Annotated in this window: 15 protein-coding genes; 7 read left to right on the top strand and 8 right to left on the bottom strand. The window is 39.9% G+C overall.

Translation table 11 applies throughout. The annotated features are described in order from the left end of the window. Positions 1 to 325: 325 nt before the first annotated feature. From FHS10_RS27160 to FHS10_RS27135, 6 genes are all read right to left on the bottom strand, one after another. Complete coding sequence (locus FHS10_RS27160; protein WP_259097162.1) at positions 326 to 3,280, bottom strand: discoidin domain-containing protein; 2,955 nt, start codon at positions 3,278 to 3,280, stop codon at positions 326 to 328. A 305-nt stretch (positions 3,281 to 3,585) separates the two neighbouring features. Then, on the bottom strand, positions 3,586 to 3,870 hold the full coding sequence (locus FHS10_RS27155) for a zf-HC2 domain-containing protein (RefSeq protein ID WP_259097160.1): 285 nt from the start codon (positions 3,868 to 3,870) through the stop codon (positions 3,586 to 3,588). Positions 3,871 to 3,969: 99 nt separating this feature from the next. Beyond that, the gene (locus FHS10_RS27150; protein WP_259097159.1) at positions 3,970 to 4,725 is read right to left on the bottom strand and encodes an SDR family oxidoreductase; all 756 of its coding nucleotides are present in this window, start codon (positions 4,723 to 4,725) and stop codon (positions 3,970 to 3,972) included. A gap of 117 nt (positions 4,726 to 4,842) precedes the next feature. Next, the gene (locus FHS10_RS27145; protein ID WP_259097158.1) at positions 4,843 to 5,769 is read right to left on the bottom strand and encodes an SDR family NAD(P)-dependent oxidoreductase; all 927 of its coding nucleotides are present in this window, start codon (positions 5,767 to 5,769) and stop codon (positions 4,843 to 4,845) included. A gap of 68 nt (positions 5,770 to 5,837) precedes the next feature. Beyond that, on the bottom strand, positions 5,838 to 6,335 hold the full coding sequence (locus FHS10_RS27140) for an ester cyclase (protein WP_259097157.1): 498 nt from the start codon (positions 6,333 to 6,335) through the stop codon (positions 5,838 to 5,840). A gap of 236 nt (positions 6,336 to 6,571) precedes the next feature. Beyond that, positions 6,572 to 7,009 (bottom strand): MarR family winged helix-turn-helix transcriptional regulator, encoded by a 438-nt coding sequence (locus FHS10_RS27135; protein ID WP_259097156.1) that lies wholly within the window; start codon positions 7,007 to 7,009, stop codon positions 6,572 to 6,574. Positions 7,010 to 7,498: 489 nt separating this feature from the next. On the opposite strand from FHS10_RS27135, the gene FHS10_RS27130 reads away from it, so the two are divergent. The 3 genes from FHS10_RS27130 to FHS10_RS27120 all read left to right on the top strand — a co-directional run bounded on the left by FHS10_RS27130 (position 7,499) and on the right by FHS10_RS27120 (position 10,414). Beyond that, entirely contained in the window at positions 7,499 to 8,374 is an 876-nt protein-coding gene (locus tag FHS10_RS27130; protein ID WP_259097155.1) for a helix-turn-helix domain-containing protein, read from the top strand. A 63-nt stretch (positions 8,375 to 8,437) separates the two neighbouring features. Next, positions 8,438 to 9,553, top strand: a complete 1,116-nt coding sequence (locus FHS10_RS27125) for an aldo/keto reductase (protein WP_259097154.1) — start codon at positions 8,438 to 8,440, stop codon at positions 9,551 to 9,553. Between the two features lie 9 nt (positions 9,554 to 9,562). Continuing rightward, on the top strand, positions 9,563 to 10,414 hold the full coding sequence (locus FHS10_RS27120) for an SDR family NAD(P)-dependent oxidoreductase (RefSeq protein WP_259097153.1): 852 nt from the start codon (positions 9,563 to 9,565) through the stop codon (positions 10,412 to 10,414). Positions 10,415 to 10,956: 542 nt separating this feature from the next. Here FHS10_RS27120 and FHS10_RS27115 read toward each other — a convergent pair. After that, positions 10,957 to 12,333 (bottom strand): hypothetical protein, encoded by a 1,377-nt coding sequence (locus tag FHS10_RS27115; protein WP_259097152.1) that lies wholly within the window; start codon positions 12,331 to 12,333, stop codon positions 10,957 to 10,959. Then, positions 12,317 to 15,037 carry an NACHT domain-containing protein gene (locus FHS10_RS27110; RefSeq protein WP_259097151.1) on the bottom strand — a complete coding sequence of 907 codons (2,721 nt, stop codon included), beginning with the start codon at positions 15,035 to 15,037 and terminating at the stop codon, positions 12,317 to 12,319. Before FHS10_RS27110 ends, FHS10_RS27115 begins: the two co-directional genes overlap by 17 nt. Positions 15,038 to 15,748: 711 nt before the next feature. On the opposite strand from FHS10_RS27110, the gene FHS10_RS27105 reads away from it, so the two are divergent. The 4 genes from FHS10_RS27105 to FHS10_RS27090 all read left to right on the top strand — a co-directional run bounded on the left by FHS10_RS27105 (position 15,749) and on the right by FHS10_RS27090 (position 20,040). Then, positions 15,749 to 16,855 carry a WD40/YVTN/BNR-like repeat-containing protein gene (locus tag FHS10_RS27105; RefSeq protein ID WP_259097150.1) on the top strand — a complete coding sequence of 369 codons (1,107 nt, stop codon included), beginning with the start codon at positions 15,749 to 15,751 and terminating at the stop codon, positions 16,853 to 16,855. An 81-nt stretch (positions 16,856 to 16,936) separates the two neighbouring features. Further along, entirely contained in the window at positions 16,937 to 17,980 is a 1,044-nt protein-coding gene (locus FHS10_RS27100) for a ligand-binding sensor domain-containing protein (RefSeq protein ID WP_259097149.1), read from the top strand. Positions 17,981 to 18,072: 92 nt separating this feature from the next. Beyond that, positions 18,073 to 18,660: a TetR/AcrR family transcriptional regulator gene (locus tag FHS10_RS27095; RefSeq protein ID WP_259097148.1), complete on the top strand. Its 588-nt coding sequence runs from the start codon at positions 18,073 to 18,075 to the stop codon at positions 18,658 to 18,660. A 192-nt stretch (positions 18,661 to 18,852) separates the two neighbouring features. Further along, positions 18,853 to 20,040: an efflux RND transporter periplasmic adaptor subunit gene (locus FHS10_RS27090; protein WP_259097147.1), complete on the top strand. Its 1,188-nt coding sequence runs from the start codon at positions 18,853 to 18,855 to the stop codon at positions 20,038 to 20,040. Positions 20,041 to 20,061 lie beyond the last annotated feature (21 nt).

Raw genomic sequence — 20,061 nt, 5'->3', positions numbered from 1 at the left:
ATAATAAATAAACAAGCAGCTACAAACTACAAGTTAGCTGATCTATTTTTAAAAAATCTGATTTATATTGGCAATGACATGATCAAAATTCTACCCGAAAGATAAAAGTAGCGCCCGCCGTCATTGTGTTGCAACAACACAATGATAACAAATAAAATTGTTAAAGTCGACTGCCGGAAAAAATGTCATTGGTGGATAATTGCCCGAGGGGTGCATAACAAAAAGCAACCCTTACATTTTGTAAAGGCTGTTTTTATTTATGTTGACAATGCATGAAGGATTTGCACGCGGGAGACGCATGTAATGCGTCTCTACAAAAATGATCCTATTTACGGTTATTGTATGGATCAGCTACAAGTTTGATGGTGTCATTGCCCAGTGCATCATCGGCAAATTCAATCTTAACTATTTTGGTTTCACCTTGCAGTAGCGAGAAATAATTATCGTTAACAATTGCCGGCAGTACCTGCTCGTCTGTGGAGGCCCGCAGGGCTTGTACCCTAATGCCAAAGGCCACTGCTTTTGACGATGCCGGGTTGGTTACCTGGGCTGTAACAAGATACTTACCATCGGCCCGGGTGGTTTTGTAGCTTACTTTCAGGTCTACCTTTGGGAGGGTGTTTAACGCGGTATAATCTTTACGTTTGTTGCCCCTCCAGTAAAAGTTATCAGATACCAGCTTGCCGGTTTTATCGGTTAGTTTCAGTTTGATAAAATGCACATCCGAAAGACCTTCGCTGGCTACATCGCCCTGGTAAACTTCAAAATTCCATAACGAATAGCCCCATGAGGTGGCGCGCTCAACACCCAGCATCCGCACGTACCTGACGGTAGCTTCGGTAAAAGATACCTGCTGCTGCCCTGCCCTGCCATCGTTGGTTGAATAAACATCGCGCCAGTTTTTGGCATCATCAGATACCTGGATCTTAAATGATTTGGGGTAAGCATCTTCCCAGTTTAAACCAACACCATTTACCACCTGCTCTTTACCCAAATCTACGTAGATCCATTCATTATCATTGTAGTTGCTGGCCCAGCGGGTATTGTTATTGCCATCGTTTACCAGGCTTGGGTCGCCATTGGTTGACGATGATGCATAAACAAACTTATTAAGCGCCAGGTTAGCCTTACTCTCGCTTAAATTAAGCCTGAAGCACTCTACAGCACTATTTGATAGCGCATCCACCACCTGTGTTTGGTTATACCTTTTTACCAGTTGCCCGTCAAGGTTGTAGATCTCGGCCTGGGCGGTCAGGCCTTCCATATCGGCACGGGTGGTGTTTACCACTTTAACGGCATTGTTAACAGGGTTCCACTGGATGTGTATTGGCTCGCAGGCCTTTTTGGCTCCCCAAAAGGCACCGGTCAGGTCGTAATAGTAATCATAGGTTTGCCATACCATTGATGGGTATGCCGATTGACTCATCCAGGTCATCAGGCCCGACGCGTCTTCGCCGATATGATCCTGCCAGCCTTCAAACATGGCCTTATTGGTTTCGATGTTTACAAACTGGGCTTTGCGGCAATAATCTTCAATGCCTGTAGGCGCGCCGTAGCCAACGGTAATGCTGCGGTCGTAATTATCCGGACCGGCATTAAAGGCCAGCTCGCCAAAAAAGTGCTGGTTCCACATCTGGTTGCGTGGCCACCAGTTTTCTTTCGGCATAAATTTTTTAAAGCTTTCAAAATTGGTAAAAACTGCTGTACCCAATTCGGTACGCAACCCCCAGCCTATGTTGCCACCGCTGCCTACGGGGTAAGCGGTGAAGTAATAACGCGGATCGCGGCTATCCCATGGCCCGCTGCCGGTCAGGTTCTCGGCATGCGAATTGGGCTGATACCAACGGTCGCCCCCGTCAAACGTTGCCAGGTTTTCCTTTAACCATCCGTTTATGGGCGCTTCCGACCAGCCTTCATTTTCGGCACACCAAACCGCGATGGCCGGATGATTCCGGAAACGCTTGATCTTCTCAATAACGTTGGCATTAAACACATTTAAATCGGCAGGCAGGTTGGGGTTCGCGTTCAGCCAAAAATCATCCCAAACCATAATCCCGTATTTATCGCAGGCATCGTAAAACTCCTCATCGGTGGTTGATCCTACCCAGTTGCGGATCATATTAAAATTCATTTCCTTGTGCAGCCTTACCTTGGTATCGTACTCGTTGCCGCGGCAACGCAATAAATATTCGGCCATACCCCAGTCGCCACCCTTTATAAACACGCGGGTGCCGTTAATGGCTACGTGCAATACGTGCCCAACAGTATCATAGCTATATCTTTTGATGCCGAATTTGATGTTTTGCACATCTGATACTTCATCGCCCATCACCAGGCTTAGCTTACAATCATACAAGTTAGGGTCGCCGTAACCATTTGGCCACCATAGTTTAGGGCGATTGATCATTAGCTGCTCAAAATTCTTAGGGTCGAATTTTACAGTAGTTGTCGCATTGGCATCCACATAAACCTTTTTGGTAAATTCAATATTGCCGGGGTTGATCACCCCTTTAATATAGCCCTGCTGCCCGCTTGACGAATTGTTTTTAACCTCAAGGGCCACCGATACATCGGCCCTGGCGTTGGTTGGCAGTTTGGTTTGAATCCATGGGTCCTGGATGGTCAGGTCGCCGGTATTGCTCAGGTAGACCTTATCGGTAATGCCCGAGTTTAGGCCCGGCACATAAGGCATCCAATCCCAGCTTGCGCTCGATACATAATTGGGGCTGCCTACATTGGCCAGGGGCTGTTTGGGGATGTACACTAAAACGGTTAATATATTTTTAGCCTTACGGTTTACCAGGCCCGTAATATCAATTTGCCCGCGCTGCATAAAACCATCAAGCGTGCCCAGCTTATTACCGTTTAAATAAATATCGGCTTTGCGGTTTACACCTTTAAAGTTTAACCAAACATTTTTTTGAGTATAGCTGGCGGGCACATTAAATTCGGTACGATACCAAAAGCTCCGGTCGTATTTAGCCCGGTCCACTTTATAAATGTTATCGCCAAAGTTGGGATCGTTTTCCAAGCCGGCAGCCACGTACGATGCAAAAACAGTTCCGGGTACTATAGCATTCACCCAATTGGCTGTATTATAATTTGCCTGGGTAATATCGGTTGGATTATTTACATCAACCTGTGGCTTAACCTTCCATACCTGGCTGGCCGAGCTGTTTAAGTAAACAATATTTGATTGGGCAAACGATTTAGCACCTTGCAGCAGAACTACAAATGCCACAATAAGCGCTTTTAAACTAAAAATATAGCTTTTAAACATGTGATGGTTTTAAATTAACTGGGAATGATTTTGTTGGCAGGCAAATGTATTTGGCAGCCGCATTTCAAAAAATGGATAAACTTATAAAAGGGATGGACTATTCAATTGGGTGGGTTTGGAATAGTTGAATTTTATATTGGAGACAGGCACTGTTGGTTTGCCATGTGTTCTCCCATGGTTTCTACAGATTATTTGATCCCTCGTTATTTCGGGCATAGATTGCGTGAAAAGCGCATAGGTTCGACTCTGACGTTGGGTACTATTTATGACAACAGGGGTTTCTAAAAAACATCTAAATTTGACACTTAGTTTTCTTCAAGTTTCTCCATAATTTGAACCTGCATTTTCTTTTTAAAATCGTCGTCAAGTTTAAAACCCTTTGTGACCTGCGGCTCATTGAACAGATTATAAACCAATTTATTAATCACTATATTTTGATACACAAAAATCCGACACACTGAGCAACCTGCCAGATGTATCTTCAACTCCAGTTTCTCACGCATACTTAGGTTGCCGATTTGTTTTTTTTCAATCAAAAACGTCGCCTTTTTACAGTTGTAAACAATTTTCTTGAATCCGCTTTCTTTCATCTTTTTTTAATTTAATTCCAGTTTTTTTTGCAGAACCACGCAAGTTTACCTTAGCCTTGTAAATGATCACCCAGTAATTGTTAGATATCTCAAGCTTTGTTAACTGAAGTTTATTGACATCCCTCCGTCGATAACATAATCACTTCCGGTGATAAAGGAAGCATCTTCAGACGAAAGAAAAGATACCAGCTTCCCAACTTCATTAGGTTGTCCGTATCTTTTTAATAATACTTTTTGGGCTATTGTATCCGCAAACTTGGAAAGTGCTTCAGCGGGGGCACCGCTTTTTTCAAATATCGGCGTACTAAACGGCCCCGGAGAAATGGCATTCACACGGATGCCCTTAGGGGCTAATTCAATGGCTGCTACCCTTGCTAATGATTTTAGAGCCGCTTTACTGGAACTGTATACCGACCTGTTTTGCGTTCCCTGGGTAGCACTGAGCGCCAAAATAAAAATTACGGAAGAACCACTTTCTAATAGTGGTAAAAATTTCTGCAAAGTAAAAAAACCACCCTTGAAATTTATATCCATTGTTTCGTCGAACTGCTCCTCACTTACCCCTTCAATAGGTAACATATGCATGATGCCGGCATTAATTACCAGGGTATCAACGTGCCCAAATTGTTTTTTTACTTTTTCTGCCAATTCGCTTAAGTCTGTGAGACTTGATTGATTTGCGACAATACCTGTAGCGTCAGCGCCTAATGTTTTTTTAGCCTTCTCAACAGCCTTTTGACTTCTACCTGTAATCACAACCTTTGCGCCTTCGGCAATTAATTCGCTGGCTATTCCATAGCCAATACCACTATTTCCTCCTGTGATGACTGCGACTTTGTTTTCGTGTTTTTTCATTTTTTCTAATTTCTACCTGTTTTAAGCATAATAAACTACTATCCAATCCTATAATAACTGCCGCTTATTCATTACTATGATTGTTCTGGAGTCTCATTTATGTGATGCTTCTCAAACCTATTTTATGAAACGGTGAATTGCTTCATCGGCATTACCCTGAAATGAAGTATTTTTCAGATCAGTGTAAAAAGTGCTTTGGTCAACCACGTCCCCTGATAATTTACCCTCTTTACTTGCATAAAAAACGCCACTCTTATATCTCTCATCCGAAACGCCATCTACAAAGCGCCTGGCACCTACTTCTAACGTATGCACCATTCCTCCAATCAATGGAAATACAATAGGCATCATCAAATACTTCAACATAAATTTCATTGCCGGGGGCAAACTATCTGGTGCATTAGTTCCCCCCGTATTCCCGGGACTCATAACAACAAATTTGAGGTCAGGATATTTTCTTGCCATTGATAAGGTCCACATGGTTGCTGCATATTTGACATATCCGTATGCTTGAATTGCTTCGAACTTATCACCAAAATATGATCCATCAAGAACAGCAGCAAACTCGCCTACAGAAGAAGTCTTCATGGCAACCGGTTTCATTCCGAGCATCTTTACTCCCGGTACAGCTTCCGCACTTACTGATAGTACTGCTTTTTTTAACAAATCACGTTTTATTAATTCTTCCACTAAGATTACATTACCTAAAATATTAGTAGCAGCTAATACATTCATACCAGAAGGCGTAATTTTCGCAGCCGTTTTGCCAATTACTCCACCCGCATTTAAAATTACTGCATCAATAGGTTCCTTTATTTTTTCTACTGCATTTCTCACAGAATTGGCATCCGAAACATCCCCAATTACAATTTCAAAAATCCTTTTTCCCGTTTGCTTCTCAAGGTCCTTTTTTGCTGCTTCGGCTTTCACCTGGTTTCTACAGAAAAGAATCACCTTTTTTGTTTCTTTTTTCAATGCCAACTGTCGGGCAGTCTCTTTCCCAAGCCCAGCATTTGCTCCGGTTATTAATATACTTTCGTTCATTTTTTCTATCTTTTTAGGTTACTAATTGTTGTTCTTCATAAGTATTATTTTTTCCGCCCTCTATTAGTTTAAAGTGCCTGAATTACCTGTGGAAAATTGCTTAAAGCCCACGTGTCTGTTATTTTGCCATCTTTCAACGTGTCAATTTCAACTATATTTATTACTACTTTTTTTCCCGTCGCTGCTTTTCCCATAAAATCACCCGTATGAGTTGCAGTTATTGTCTTTATCAAAGACACTTTATCTCCTTCGCCTAACACTTCGTGAAATTCAATGGTAACATCTGAAAACCCTTTTCTAAAGCCAGTTATGAATTGAACCATTAGACTCGCATCATTGGGTCCATTGGGTGGCGCAAAATGATTTACATAATTATCTGCCAAGAATTCTTTGACGATTTCTACATTTCCAGATTCCCAATACGCCTTGTTGAATCTGACTACTACTTCTTTGTTTTTTTCCATTGTTGATTTGTTTACTGCGGTTTTAGATTGAAGTCCTTGTGCACATACTAAATTAGTTGCTGCCATAAACATGGCGAGTATTGTAATTTTTAGTGTTTTCATTTTCTCTCTTTTTAGTTGTGATTAATAGATAACTGACATTGAATTATTAATTCGATTATGCAATAGTACTATTATCGAAGTAAATAATCAACGAAAATCGTATTTTTAAATTCAAATGACATTGGTAGCCGAATAAGTATATTTCTCGTTTACGGGATCTGTAGTAAATCTGTATATGTCATCTTTTATTACGAAATTAAAATATTACCGTTGCCGAAATAAATAAACAAAAAAATTTACAACCGCATTGAAGCAACGAGTTGGGCGAGATTAGCAATAAGTGTTACCTGCTCCGCTTCGCTTAAATGGCCTAATACCTTTTTTGCCATGATTTCTCTCCTGTTTTTGAATTCTTTATAAGAGTCTTTTCCTTTCCGGTCAAGTTCAACTTTTACGACACGCCGGTCGTCATTAGAATTATACCGTAAAAGGAATTTATTGGTGACGAGCTTATCAACAATGGTGGTCAATGTACTCAGGGGCGCTTGTAAATAATCAGCTATATCACTCATTTTGACACTCCTTTTTTCCCCGATAAACGCGATAATGAATAATTCTTTTTCATTGAGATCACCACATATCTTGCAACAATACTCGGACTCACTTTTTATCGCACTATTCAAGTTGAACATGACGGATATGAACTTTTCCGCATTTCCCGCTTCTACTATCATATTGATTTTTTAACTGAACTTTAAAATTTTAAACGATTACCGTACGTTACAAAAATAGACGATTAAATTCAAAAAATTTAGTGTTCCTTAATCCGGTATTTCCCTTTTATTCGCCATTATCCCTTTAAGCACCGGCAGAAAATCAACAGTGAAAGGTCTTCAAATGGATCTTCTCCAACTGAGGATTTCGTCCGCACAGGGTCTCCTGGAAAAGGGCCACTGCGCCCGCCTGCTAAGCGGCTCGCATTATGATAACGGTATTCGAAGCCTCAGGGTCCCTTTTCCAGGAGCCCCCTGAGGGAACTCGAATGTAAATAGCAAAGCCACGAGTGGCTGCTGCCTGCTTTTTTGGAACTACATCAATATTCCTTAGCTAAGATAGCGCCGGAAAAGTTATTGGTGACAACACCAACAACGGGCAAAACTTTTACTGCCGGGACAACAAAAGTTAGATTGATGAATTATCTTTGTTTTTCTTACTTTTGCAAAGTGGAGAAACAGGTGACAGACAGCGGCTCAGACTTTAATGCTGAACTAAAATTAAAAGGCTTTAAAGTATATAAAACCGACAGTAACTCGGCCGGACATAGTTATAGCCGCAAAGATTTTTATAAGATCAATATCACTTTCGGTAACTTCGTTTTCCACTATGCTGAAAGGAGTTTTGAAACGGATGATATATTTGTATTCTTTGGCAATCCCCATATTCCTTACTCTTGCGATGCAATTTCTGAAGCACACAACGGTTATACCTGCCTGTTTTCAGGAGACTTTTTAAAGCCCAACGAGCGGTCTGAAAGTTTACTGCAATCACCTTTATTTAAGATCGGCGGTAACCCAATTTTCAATTTGAATAAAGCCCAGGCTGATGCTTTTACCCAACTGTTTCAGAAAATGTTAGCGGAACAGGATACCGAATATACCTACAAGGATGAGATGATCCGCAACTACATCAGCCTATTGATCCACGAGGCCTTAAAGATCCAGCCCTCAGAGAATAATTTCAAATATAGCAATGCCTCGGCGCGCATAACATCTGTATTTTTAGAATTGCTGGAACGACAGTTTCCCATAGAAAACGCCAACCGGCCGTTAGGCTTAAAAAGTGCACAAGACTATGCCGCTTATTTATCGGTTCACATCAATTATCTGAATAGTGCGGTGAAGGAGATTACCGGTAAATCAACTACCACCCATATTGGCGAACGTATCATAAGTGAAGCGAAGGCATTGCTTATGCATACAGACTGGAATATCTCCGAGATCGCCTATGCCCTGGGATTTGAATACCCCACCTATTTTAATAACTTCTTCAAAAAAAGAACCGGGACAGTTCCAAAATCAATACGGACCGCCAATCTTTGAAAATCATAATTTTTTCTTTGTTTTCCTTTATTGCAGTAGCATAGTTATGGAGACCTTTGTCTGATGAATAACGACATGCAGGCAATTAACCGTCGCGACTTTTTGACACTAACAACTTTAGCCAGTGTTGGATTGATGACTGCTCCTTTGTGGTCTGCCGGCGCTGAAAAATTGATAAAAGGAGAAAACAAAATGAGAACAAGAAAACTGGGTACTTTAGAAGTATCCGAGATCGGACTCGGATGTATGAATATGGCCGGCAATTATAATCCGCCGGCCGACCGCCAGCAATCTATTGCCACCATACGTAAAGCATTTGAAAACGGTGTTACATTTTATGATACAGCTGAAGTGTACGGCCCTTACATAGACGAAGAATTAGTTGGTGAAGCGTTACAGCCGTTTCGTGACCAGGTAAAGATCGCCACCAAATTCGGGTTTGCTATCGATGGCACGGTCGGCCTGGATAGCCGTCCGGAACGGATCAAAAGAGTTGTTGAGGAATCTTTAAAACGGCTGCGGACAGACCGTATCGACTTATACTATCAGCACCGGGTTGATCCGAATGTGCCCATTGAAGAAGTGGCCGGCACGATCAATGAACTGATCCGGCAAGGAAAAGTCCTGCATTTCGGCCTTTCAGAGGCGAGTGCTAAAACCATTCGCCGCGCACATGCGGTTCAGCCGGTATCAGCCGTCCAGTCTGAATATTCTTTATGGACACGCAATGTAGAATTAAACGGAGTTTTGAATACCTGCAACGAACTGGGCATTGGGTTTGTACCCTGGTCGCCTGTGGGTGCAGGTTTTTTAACGGGCAAGTACGATATCAACACAAAGTTTGATGAGAAATCAGATTTCAGAGCTGGATTTCCCCGTTTCTCCAAAGAATTTTTGCCGCTGAACATGCCTATTATTGACTGGCTTAAAGGTTATGCTGCCAAAAAGAACGCTACGCCTTCGCAAATTTCACTCGCATGGTTAATGGCAAAAAGCCCAAACATTGTTCCGATACCTGGCACACGTACTCAAACACATTTGTTAGAGAATTTGGGCGCACAGAACCTTCACCTTACCAACGCAGATGTTCAGGAAATCGAAACTTGTCTTTCGAAATACCCAGTATTTGGCGACCGGATGGGTCAAGCACATATGAGTTCCATCGACTATACAATTTAAACTAAAATTATGACAAACAAAGTATGGCTCATTACAGGCGCGGGACGCGGCATGGGCGTAGATATAACAAAAGCAGTACTTAATGCCGGACATCAGGTCATTGCTACCGGACGTAAGCCAAGCAATGTATTAAAGGCTCTTGGCAATCATGAAAACCTATTAGTGGTAAAGCTTGATATTACTAACATTGCAGATGCCGAAGCGGCTGTTCATGCAGGCGTAGAAAGGTTTGGTAAAATAGATGTGTTAGTTAATAACGCTGCAAACTTCAATGCAGGATATTTTGAAGAGCTTTCTATGGAAGAAATAGAAGGTCAACTTGCAACAAGCTTATTCGGCCCTATGAAAGTTACCAAAGCGGTTTTACCTGTCATGCGTAAACAGCGCTCAGGCCATATCGTAACGATATCATCTACCGCGGGCTTAACAGGTTATACTTTTTGTTCGGCTTATGCGGCTTCAAAATTCGGCATTGAAGGCTGGATGGAATCGCTTCAAACAGAAGTCGAACAATTCGGAATCTCAACTACGATCGTTAACCCTGGCTTTTTCCGTACCGAATTATTGACGGAAGAATCAACCCAATACAGCACAAAAGAAATTGACGATTATGAAGAAGGCAGAAAACAGCAATTAGAATTTTGGAAGGGTGCCAACGGACAACAAGGTGGTGATCCGGCAAAGCTTGCACAGGCTTTGTTAAATGTTATTGATCAGTCAAATCCGCCTAAAAGATTCTTAGCGGGTGCAGATGCTGTTGATACTGTTGAACAAGTGATTGAAACACTTAAAGGGCAGACAGAGGCTTATCGTAAACTGTCGTCATCGTTAGCTTATAACGAGGCAAAAGCCAATTTATAATTCTTTTTTCCGTCCCTTATTGGTGTTGTCACCAACAACAGAGTCGGGCTACTAACGATTATCGTTTCCCTTAAAGCACCTGGGATGGCGGCGGTGTGCTTTTTGGAACTACATCGATATTCCTTAGCGACAATAGCGCCGGAAAAGTTATTGGTGACAACACCAACAACGGGCAGAACACAAACAACCGGCGAAGCGTACCTATAGGCGAATTGATCTAAAATACATGAAAAAACACGTCGGTTCGACTCCGACGATGAGTACGACTAACAACAAATAACCAATTTATGGGCTACTTTTTTTTATGGAACAAATTTTAGCGGCAATATCAAAAATCGGTTCGTGGCAATGTCGGTTTTGAGGACAAAATAACCTATAAGGGATTTTTATTCAAATATTACCTTATGAATAAAAATCCCTATGCGTCTATTAAGCTAAATTATTATAAATACCATTTCTGAAACCATAACATTTCTTTCATCTCATAATAGATCGATTTTTACTGCGTATAGAGTAAGCAAATGAACACACTTTAACCTTATCTAAACTTCGAATCTATATTTTTCTTTTAAGTAATCTTTAACTTCTTGAGTAGGGGACTCACCATAACAAGACGCGACAACTTTTCCATAATGTTCCAAATCAATAGTTCCGTCTCCTTCAATTGAATGCAGAAAAGCAGCCTCTCTTGAGGCCGGAACCAAGACAAAATAATAAGCCCATCTCCCTGTTGTGTCTTTGGCCTTAAGTTTATGAATCAAATCGCCCTTTCTACTAATTATCCTATCAATTATTTTAGGAAAATTAGCATATACTTCTTCGTTAACTTGATTCGACTGAAGATGGCCTAAACTACCCAAAATAATAAAGGCAGCTTCCTGTTGCATCCCATTAGTTAGTAGATATGAAAATAATTTACGAATTGTATTTTTTGAAGCAAAAAGGGTTAAATATGGTATAACCATTTTTTCCAACCAAATTTTTCTTTCGGTCAAACTTAATATGTCCAGACAGACCGTTTCGATAATGGCATGATAAGGCGTTTTAACGTGTGAAATAGCAAACAAATCAACCTTTTTGTTGATATCAAACTCCCAGCCGTCAATTGCATTTCTCGCAGCAATAACAGTTTTTAGCAATTTATGATTGTTTTTAATTAACATACAAGTAATCCGCCCGTTGGTCATCTGGTCTGGATTGTTAATGGTACCATTAGAAAGGACATCGGCTTCCTGTTTATTAAGTTTGAGCAATCCTGATTTATCGTCGGTGCCATTATCACACCAATACAATGCCCAAATGGCCAATCGACGTAGTTTCGTTTGCTGGTGAGAAGATATTTTCCAAAGATTTTCCCGTGTGATTTGCAAAAACTCTTGCGCCGAAAGCTCAAGTTTGTTACCAAAGTAAAGAAAATAAGCGTTCAAAGCATGCATGCAATAAATAGCCTGTTCTACCTCGGAATAAGACTCAATAGGATTATTTAAAAACATTTCTTCAAAATAACCGAAATTTTCTGTGATGAGGTAACGAGATCGTCGTTCCAGTTTAACAAGTAAGTATTCCATAAAAACATCATGAAAATCATTGTTTTTAGCTGGCTCGTACAAATATTGTTTGGTTAATATTAGCAATGTTTCATCACCCCAAAAGCTATTCATTAACAATCGGCTTATCATTTCAAATGAATCATCCGAGGAGTTAAACTGTTTATGATGCTCATTGTCAAATTCATAAAAAAGAATTTTAACTACTTTCTCAAGAAGCGGTTGGTCTTCTCTATCATGAGATCGAACAAGGTAGTCGACAGCCAGATCAAGGCTTGCACGAGTATTGATCCCCAGGTTTTTAAACGGATCATCAAGTACTTCGTTTATAAATTTTGTTGATTCGTTCATCTTTTTAATGATCGCCTCCATCGCGATTTAAATATTTTAATATATTTATAATCAACCTCTTAACCGATTCCGGCAATTGATCCATAGCTAAAAGGACGTCAGGCCCTAATAGCTCATTAATTTTAGGTTTTATCTGATCAACATGGGTGATACCTTCTGCATCTCTCATGCCCAATAGATTTTGATATTGTTTTATTTCGTTAAATTCATAAATAATGGTGCGTTCCCCCTTTATAATTTCAACCCTACGCTTTAAAATACCTACTCTATGCGTCAATAAGTCAATTAATAGACGGGCGTTGGTGAAATTGAGCTTTTCGTAGTTTTGTTCGGCCAATTCCAATAATTCATTCTCTTTGACATATCTTCCATCTCCTTGAGCCCGTATTTTTAAAGCTATTTCAGTTAAAAATAGACGCATTTCTTCTGTATAAACGACGTTCTTTCTGGCAAAAAAAATTCGTATTAATTCCTTTTCAAATTGATCTATAGTTGGTGGCTTGTTGAATTTATGATAATAAATAAAGCTGTTTGTAAGATTAAGCACGTTTTTTTTTAGCTGTAGGCTTGTATTATTGCCAGTTAAAACATCCAAGTAGTCACGAATTTGCTCCTCATCTTTTATATCATATAAATTACATAATTTCAACACGATGCATTGTTGTTGTTCTTCATTTAATTGTTCAATAGAATATCTTAATGTATCTTCCTTATGTTGGGTTTCTAATCCATCTCTTTTAGTAAAAACCAGCGTGTGAAAACCATCATCAACAATATGTGTCATTAAAAATTTCATGAACTCACGTATAATATCGCCATCCAAACGATCTTCTAATTCGTCAATGGCATCTACAATAAACAAGATTCGGTGGGACTTTTCGTGGAATATCTTCGCAAACTCATTAATCAGTAGATTATACTTTTTACTATCCTCATCAATTATCTCCGAGAGTGCATCAGCGATAAAATCCCTTACAGATGTGTATTTTCTTACTCGTCGTGATGAACGACAAGTATATAACAAAGGAATATATTGCAGTTCTTCAAGATGACCTAAATCTTCCCAAAATTCCTTTTCCAATTCTCTTTTATTTGTGGAGCGAAGTTTAAAAAAATGGAGCAGCGCTTTGCAAAGTACAGTTTTTCCGAAACCAAGGTCAGCAATAATACCGGTTCCCATGTTTTCTTTTCTGAAAATGTCCCGAACCATTTCAATATGGCTACTTGTTTCTACTGCGTCGATAACATTACCTGATACAGTTTGAGAGATTTCCTTGACTGATGTAAGCGGGCGTTCGCTCGCCATAATATTTTCAATGGGTGTTTCTATATCTGATTCAAAAACAATTTTTTTTGAAAATGTACCTTTAAGTTTTTTGAACGAAAGCGGATAGTAAATTTCCTGCAAATCAGGACTTTTGACAGGGTGCCAGTCGTCGTTTACGTAAAAGTCAATATTATTGGTCGTTTTAGTAACAGATTGCAGATAGTTGTCAATTAAATAACCAGGATAACGATAAGGAAGCAATTTATAAATGCCTTTCGTCGGGTTTTTATATTTAGGACAATATGACAGCCCTTTCCAATTAATCTCCTCGAGATTTAATTCAAACCTATCTTCACGATATTCTTTATTCAGCGCTGCAACAATCTCTGTTCCACCATTAATTTCACGTTGAATATCAATCAGCAATAACCTGACTTCGTTTACAACGTCGGGCAAAGAAAACGATTGCTTATGTAACTCACTTGCCAAAGTATAGGCCTCCAGTATGCTTGTGGGATCATAAACATGCACTTCTAATACTTTATTAACAATTTCGGATCGAATAACCGGCTTGATCATCTTATGTTTTAAATGTTCAATAAACGATCTCTTAGATTCGATATAACGATATAAATTCAAGCCAGATCGTTCAGAGTCTATTGCCATATAGTCAGCAATACGCAAAACAGCCATCAAATATTTAATACGTACACCAAACGGCCGTTCCGTTTCTCCCCAATTTTGTTCCATATATGCTTGCAATTTTAGATCATTCATATTATGGTTGTGGCTTCGGGCGATAATCCCAATAATCCGTTTTTCCTCTATCCGGATATCCGGATAAAAAATACTTTCACAACGACCTCGCCCGGGATCACAAATACCAACTTCCGCAATTTCCTGAGCATAACGGTGATGGTTCTTCCGTATAAATTCGCCAACGATTCTTTTTTCTTTATCGCCTGGTTCCCATTCTTTTGGTTTATTTAGTAATTGTAGTTCTTTCCGTTCCGCTAAATAACTTTCAAATGCGGCTTCCCAGGATAGCCCATCGTCCAACGATTTATTATTTTCGATAATTTTGACATTACTCCCTGTTAGTAAGCAATAAAATACCGGCCAAGGTATATGTAGCGCGATGTCGTGTAAAAGTATCGATGATGTCAGATAGAACACCTCACTTACGCTTAGTTGCTCAAAGGTATGAGCCGGTATTAAAAAATCCGCGTTTAATAGTACTTCGTTAATATGGCTAATGCCATGATTAGTGTAGTCTTTAAAAAACTCTTGATAAGTATTTCCTGTTGAAATAAATTCGGTAATTTTTGTCTTTAAGTTTTTTAAAATCTGTTGATAATCAAAGGTTGTACCTTGAGATAATTTTTGGGTAAACCGTTCAGGAAAGTGGAGTTCAGGAGAATGATAGGTCATTGGCTCAATAACAATTTTATCTAACATTAAAAATACAATAATATTTATCGATAGTAGATTTGTTATAAAATATATTAGAAATAATTCCGCCCGTTGTTGGTATTGTCACCAACAACAGAGTCGGACAGCCAACTGTTGTCGTTTCCTATAAAGCAACTGGGATAGCGACTGCCTGCTTTTTGCGACTACCTAAATATTCCTTAGCGAAATAGCGCCGGAAAAGTTATTGGTGACAACACCAACAACGGGCAAAACGCCCCCTCCTTATCGCAAGTGTTGAACGATGCAATGTGGGATAACCTATGTGAATTAGTAAACCAATCACATCGTAAAGCACAGCTCAGCTATCACTTCTTTCCTCAACACAAGCCCCCGCGCTAAAACGACGACTTGTGATTCTACTAAATGTGTCGCGTCCCCGTATTTAGTTTATGCTATAATTCAGCCCGCAGTTTGGGTTAACACTTTTTAAAGAAAAACGACACAAATTACTCATAATCAACTAATTACATTTTTAATGTGTTAAGTTATGTTAACCCTCTAAATTTCAGGTATTAGTTTCCAGCAAGGAGATTTCGGGCATCAGGCATCCTATCAACGTTTTATTTACAAAGTTTACACTTTTATTTACAATCCAAATTCCCTGCGCCGGATGATATCAAAGTAATTTTGCTGCATCAATTCTGATAGGATCATCAAATAGATTATGAAGCATATGTTTCACTTAAATTTAAAAAAATGAAAAGATTATTTGTATTTGTTCCGGCAATCTTCCTGGTATTATTTCTACTAAATTCTTTTGTGCTAAAAGAAAAGGAAGCAAAAAAGAAACCAATAAAAGAAGGCAAATCATCGGCGATTGTCAACATCATTTTTAAATCTGCTGATGGCGGACAAACATGGCAGGACATTAGCGAAGGACTGCCTGAAAATTTGCAGAGAGAAGGTGTGTGGAGAGATGGTCTATTTGCAAATGACCGTGGGCTATATTTACGTGCCGGCAATGGGGTTTATCACAATGAACCAAATTCTACAACTCCTTTTTGGACAAAAGAAATTTTCCCTGGTGAGCAACGTAACATTGCTCCTGGCAAGAATAGGATACTTGCATATAATTTCAGGGGTCAATTTTTACAAAAAACAAACGGAAAGAGTGATTGGTCGCCCGTGTACACCAATTTTCAAGAGCAAGCCGTACGCCTTAACAAAACGATAGATTGGATGTACAAAAACTATAAAGAGAGACAAGTAAGCAGCGTTTTTGAAACTACGGGAGGCACAGTTTTCATCGGCTCCAACAACGCCATTTTTAAATCCACTAACAGTGGAAAAACCTGGAAATATGTGCATGTTAGAGGCTGGGTAATGAAATTGGTAGAGTCAAACGGTGTACTCCTGGCTGTCAGCACACAGGGAATATTAAGATCGACCGATGATGGTGAAAACTGGGATCGTGTGATTAGTGAAGGGAGTGCAGGCACCGCTGTGGAGCGTATAGATGGAGGATTTGCTGCTATAGTCAACAACACAATAACCCACACAAACAGCATGCACATTTCACTGGATAGTGGAAAAACCTGGAATGCCATAGGCGAAGAACTTCAACCTTTCTGGGGTAGTTTATTAATGAAAAAAATAGGCTTACTTAAATCTTCATCGGATATTTTATCAATTAAACAAATGGGTAAATATTTAATATGTGGCCGCTCAGATGGCATATTCCGGTCAGCCGACATGGGCAAAACATGGGAAAAACTATCACTACTTCCTGCTATAGAAAATTATGGCTTCAATTTATCTGTTTCGGGCAACGTGATGTATGCCATACCAAATAAAGGATGTTAAAAAAATCCAAACTCAGAAACAATGTGTATCGCCGATTTTAAAGCATTGGTAATCATTATTAATCAATATCATTTCTGTAGTATGAACAACAAGCTAACAACCAATTACTTAATTTTAATTAGTGCTCCTTTGTTCCTGATGCTTGTTTTTTGTACTTCCTGCAGAGGACAAGTCAAAACAGAGATGCCAAAAGACACTATTAAGTCCGCAACCAAAAGCGTGATCACTTCCAGCGGACCTAACCTCATCACCCGTAATATCATACAGGATAAAAAGGGCAACATTTGGATTGCTGCATTTGATGGTATTTTTAAATACGATGGAAAATCTTTTACCAATATTACCGGTAAAGTAAGTTCGGCCCGGTTCTTTTCTGTTTTAGAAGATAGAAGAGGCAACTTATGGTTCGGAAGTATTGGTTCAGGTGTCTATTATTATGATGGCAAATCCTTTCAAAATTTTACAACTAAAGATGGACTTGCCGGAAACAGCGTTACTTGTATTTATGAAGATAAAACAGGCAATATTTGGTTCGGAGCAAGTCGTTACGATGGCAAATCATTTCGAAATTTCACAGCGAAAGACGAGCTTTCCAATAACAATGTTAATTCTGTTATTGAAGATAAAACAGGCAAGTTTTGGTTTGCTACAGGAGGCAATACCTTCGTATATGATGGAAAGACTTTTGCCGCTTTCATCCATAACGGTAAACCTTTTACCAATGTTCGTTCTATAATCGAAGATAAAAAAGGCAATATCTGGCTTGGCGGAGGTGATGGCCTTTGGCGTTATGACGGCAAAACGTTTACTAATTTTACCCAGAAGTTTGTTGGTCATATAATCGAGGATAAAAAAGGTAATATTTGGACCAGTTCAGAAAGCGCTAATAGCCCGGCTTGGGTTAGTACAGAAACGGGGAATATCCAAGCTTGGGCACTTTCCCGGTATGACGAAAAGTCCTTGTCTGATAAAAAGCCAACTGTAACCGAAATAACAAATAAAGGAATGATTTTCGGGATTTTAGAAGATGATAAAGGAAGTATTTGGTTTGGCACATTTGACGGGGTGCATCGTTATGATGGAAATACCATTACCAACTTTAAAGAGAAACAGGATCACAGATAATTTGGGTAGCTAATAATGACAATAAACTGGCAATAAAAAAGCGGGAAACCCCGTTCTTTGTCTGACAAATTAGTCAAACAAAATAGTCAGCCATGGCAATAAGAGATACAGGGGCCGAGCAATTGATAAAAGACACCGCCAAACGGATCTTTTTTGCAGAAGGCAAACTCAATGCAACCACCCAGGATATTGCAGATGCCGCGGGTGTTACCCGTACTTTGGTTAACTATTATTTCCGGTCAAAAGACGTTTTGTTTAGACAGGTTTTTGACGAATCGATGCACGATATGGGTAACCGAATGGACGAAGTGATCCAATCGACACTTCCATTCAAGAAAAAAATTGAACGCTTTATAGAGGTATTTTACACACAGCTTGCCACTTACCCTTACCAGGAAAGCTTCATGATTGCCGAGATCAATTCAAACGGATTTAGCTTCCAAAAGAAAGATAGGCCAAACGTCCTTGCCGCCTTTTTGAAAGAAATTCAGACCGAGATGGAAAAGGATGCTGTAAAAAAAATGAAGCCAATGAATTTTTTACTTAACCTGTTTGCGTTAATGGCTTACCCTTTACTAACCCGCCCGCTTTTCAAAATCATATTTGAGCTTGATGACCTGCAATACACCAAACTGCTTAACGAGCGTAAAAAAATGATAGTCGATATTTTATTCAATTAATTTTTTTTGATCAAAAACTGACGAAAGTGTCAAACTAAAACTTCAATACATTAATTATATCACATATGAAAATCATCAAAAGCACTCACAATTTTAATTACAACACACCAGAAAGAATATTTTTTTGCTCCAAAAACTGACACAAACGTCAAACTAAAACTTCAAATAAAAAACAACACAATAGCAACTCATATGATAACCTTCTTAATAACCATCAGAAAAACGATAGCTCCCATTGCCATTACAGGCATCAGCATATTGGCCCTATCCTCTTGCGGAGGGAGTAACAAACAACAGGCTGCCGCAGCGGCACAGCCGCCGGCCGCCTACCAGGTATTTACCATTTCGGCACAATCGGCTACCTTAAACAGCGATTACCCGGCCACCTTACAGGGCGAACAAAACATTGAGATCAGGCCCAAAGTAGATGGCTTTGTTGATAAAATTTATATAGACGAAGGTGCCGTTGTAAAAAAAGGACAATTACTGTTTCGCATCAGCGCGCCGCAGTACCAACAGGATGTAAATAACTATGCAGCAGCCATCAGCAGTGCCGAGGCGGATGTTAGCTCGGCAGAATTAACGGTTAATAAAACCAGGCCGTTGGTTGAGGGCAATATCATCAGTCATTATGAACTGGAATCGGCAGAAAACACCTTAAAATCGCGCCGGGCAGCGCTGGCACAGGCCAAAGCCAACCTGGCAACCGCCAAAGTAAACTTAGGCTACACGGCAATAACCAGTCCGGTTGATGGCGTAGTAGGTACGCTGCCCTACAAAACCGGAAGTTTGGTAAGCAGCACCAATACCAACCCCTTAACCACCATTTCAAACATCGGGAAAATTTATGCCTATTTCTCTTTAAATGAAAAGCAGCTGCTTGATTTTTCGCGCAATGTTAAAGGCAGCACCCTTAACCAAAAACTGGCCAATACACCACAGGTTACGCTGATTTTATCAGACGCGTCTGTTTATCCCGAAAAAGGCCGCATTGAAACCATTGCCGGCCTCATCAATACCGAAACCGGATCGGCAAGTTTCAGGGCTTCATTCCCCAACCCCGTTGGTCTTATCCGCAGTGGCGGCAGTGCCAGCGTTCGTATTCCGCAACAAATAAAAGATGGCATCCTGATACCGCAAAAATCGGCTTATGAATTACAGGGCAAGCATTTTGTTTACGTTGTTGATCAAAACAACATCGTAAAAAGCGCCGAAATAGAGATCATGAGCCTTACCGCGGGCCAATACTATGTAGTGACATCGGGCCTTAAAAATGGCGATAAAGTTGTTTTGGATGGTACAACTTCTTTAAAAGATTCGGCCCAGATAAAGCCAGAATTACTCACGCCCGACAAAGTTTACCAACAGCTTAACAATTAAAAGCATCCCCAAAACTTTAAA

The sequence above is a fragment of the Mucilaginibacter dorajii genome (assembly GCF_024808255.1).
Taxonomy (GTDB): domain Bacteria; phylum Bacteroidota; class Bacteroidia; order Sphingobacteriales; family Sphingobacteriaceae; genus Mucilaginibacter; species Mucilaginibacter dorajii.
Note: the sequence above shows the minus strand (reverse complement) of the source record. Positions and strands in the feature narration are given on the sequence as shown.

What these genes read in the sequence shown, in the direction of transcription:
- FHS10_RS27140 (WP_259097157.1), bottom strand. Translation starts at nt 6,335, where the DNA reads ATGAAAACACTAAAAATTACAATACTCGCCATGTTTATGGCAGCAACT.
- FHS10_RS27090 (WP_259097147.1), top strand. Translation starts at nt 18,853, where the DNA reads ATGATAACCTTCTTAATAACCATCAGAAAAACGATAGCTCCCATTGCC.
- FHS10_RS27155 (WP_259097160.1), bottom strand. Translation starts at nt 3,870, where the DNA reads ATGAAAGAAAGCGGATTCAAGAAAATTGTTTACAACTGTAAAAAGGCG.
- FHS10_RS27100 (WP_259097149.1), top strand. Translation starts at nt 16,937, where the DNA reads ATGAACAACAAGCTAACAACCAATTACTTAATTTTAATTAGTGCTCCT.
- FHS10_RS27160 (WP_259097162.1), bottom strand. Translation starts at nt 3,280, where the DNA reads ATGTTTAAAAGCTATATTTTTAGTTTAAAAGCGCTTATTGTGGCATTT.
- FHS10_RS27115 (WP_259097152.1), bottom strand. Translation starts at nt 12,333, where the DNA reads ATGGAGGCGATCATTAAAAAGATGAACGAATCAACAAAATTTATAAAC.
- FHS10_RS27150 (WP_259097159.1), bottom strand. Translation starts at nt 4,725, where the DNA reads ATGAAAAAACACGAAAACAAAGTCGCAGTCATCACAGGAGGAAATAGT.
- FHS10_RS27145 (WP_259097158.1), bottom strand. Translation starts at nt 5,769, where the DNA reads ATGAACGAAAGTATATTAATAACCGGAGCAAATGCTGGGCTTGGGAAA.
- FHS10_RS27110 (WP_259097151.1), bottom strand. Translation starts at nt 15,037, where the DNA reads ATGTTAGATAAAATTGTTATTGAGCCAATGACCTATCATTCTCCTGAA.
- FHS10_RS27135 (WP_259097156.1), bottom strand. Translation starts at nt 7,009, where the DNA reads ATGATAGTAGAAGCGGGAAATGCGGAAAAGTTCATATCCGTCATGTTC.
- FHS10_RS27120 (WP_259097153.1), top strand. Translation starts at nt 9,563, where the DNA reads ATGACAAACAAAGTATGGCTCATTACAGGCGCGGGACGCGGCATGGGC.
- FHS10_RS27095 (WP_259097148.1), top strand. Translation starts at nt 18,073, where the DNA reads ATGGCAATAAGAGATACAGGGGCCGAGCAATTGATAAAAGACACCGCC.
- FHS10_RS27105 (WP_259097150.1), top strand. Translation starts at nt 15,749, where the DNA reads ATGAAAAGATTATTTGTATTTGTTCCGGCAATCTTCCTGGTATTATTT.
- FHS10_RS27125 (WP_259097154.1), top strand. Translation starts at nt 8,438, where the DNA reads ATGAATAACGACATGCAGGCAATTAACCGTCGCGACTTTTTGACACTA.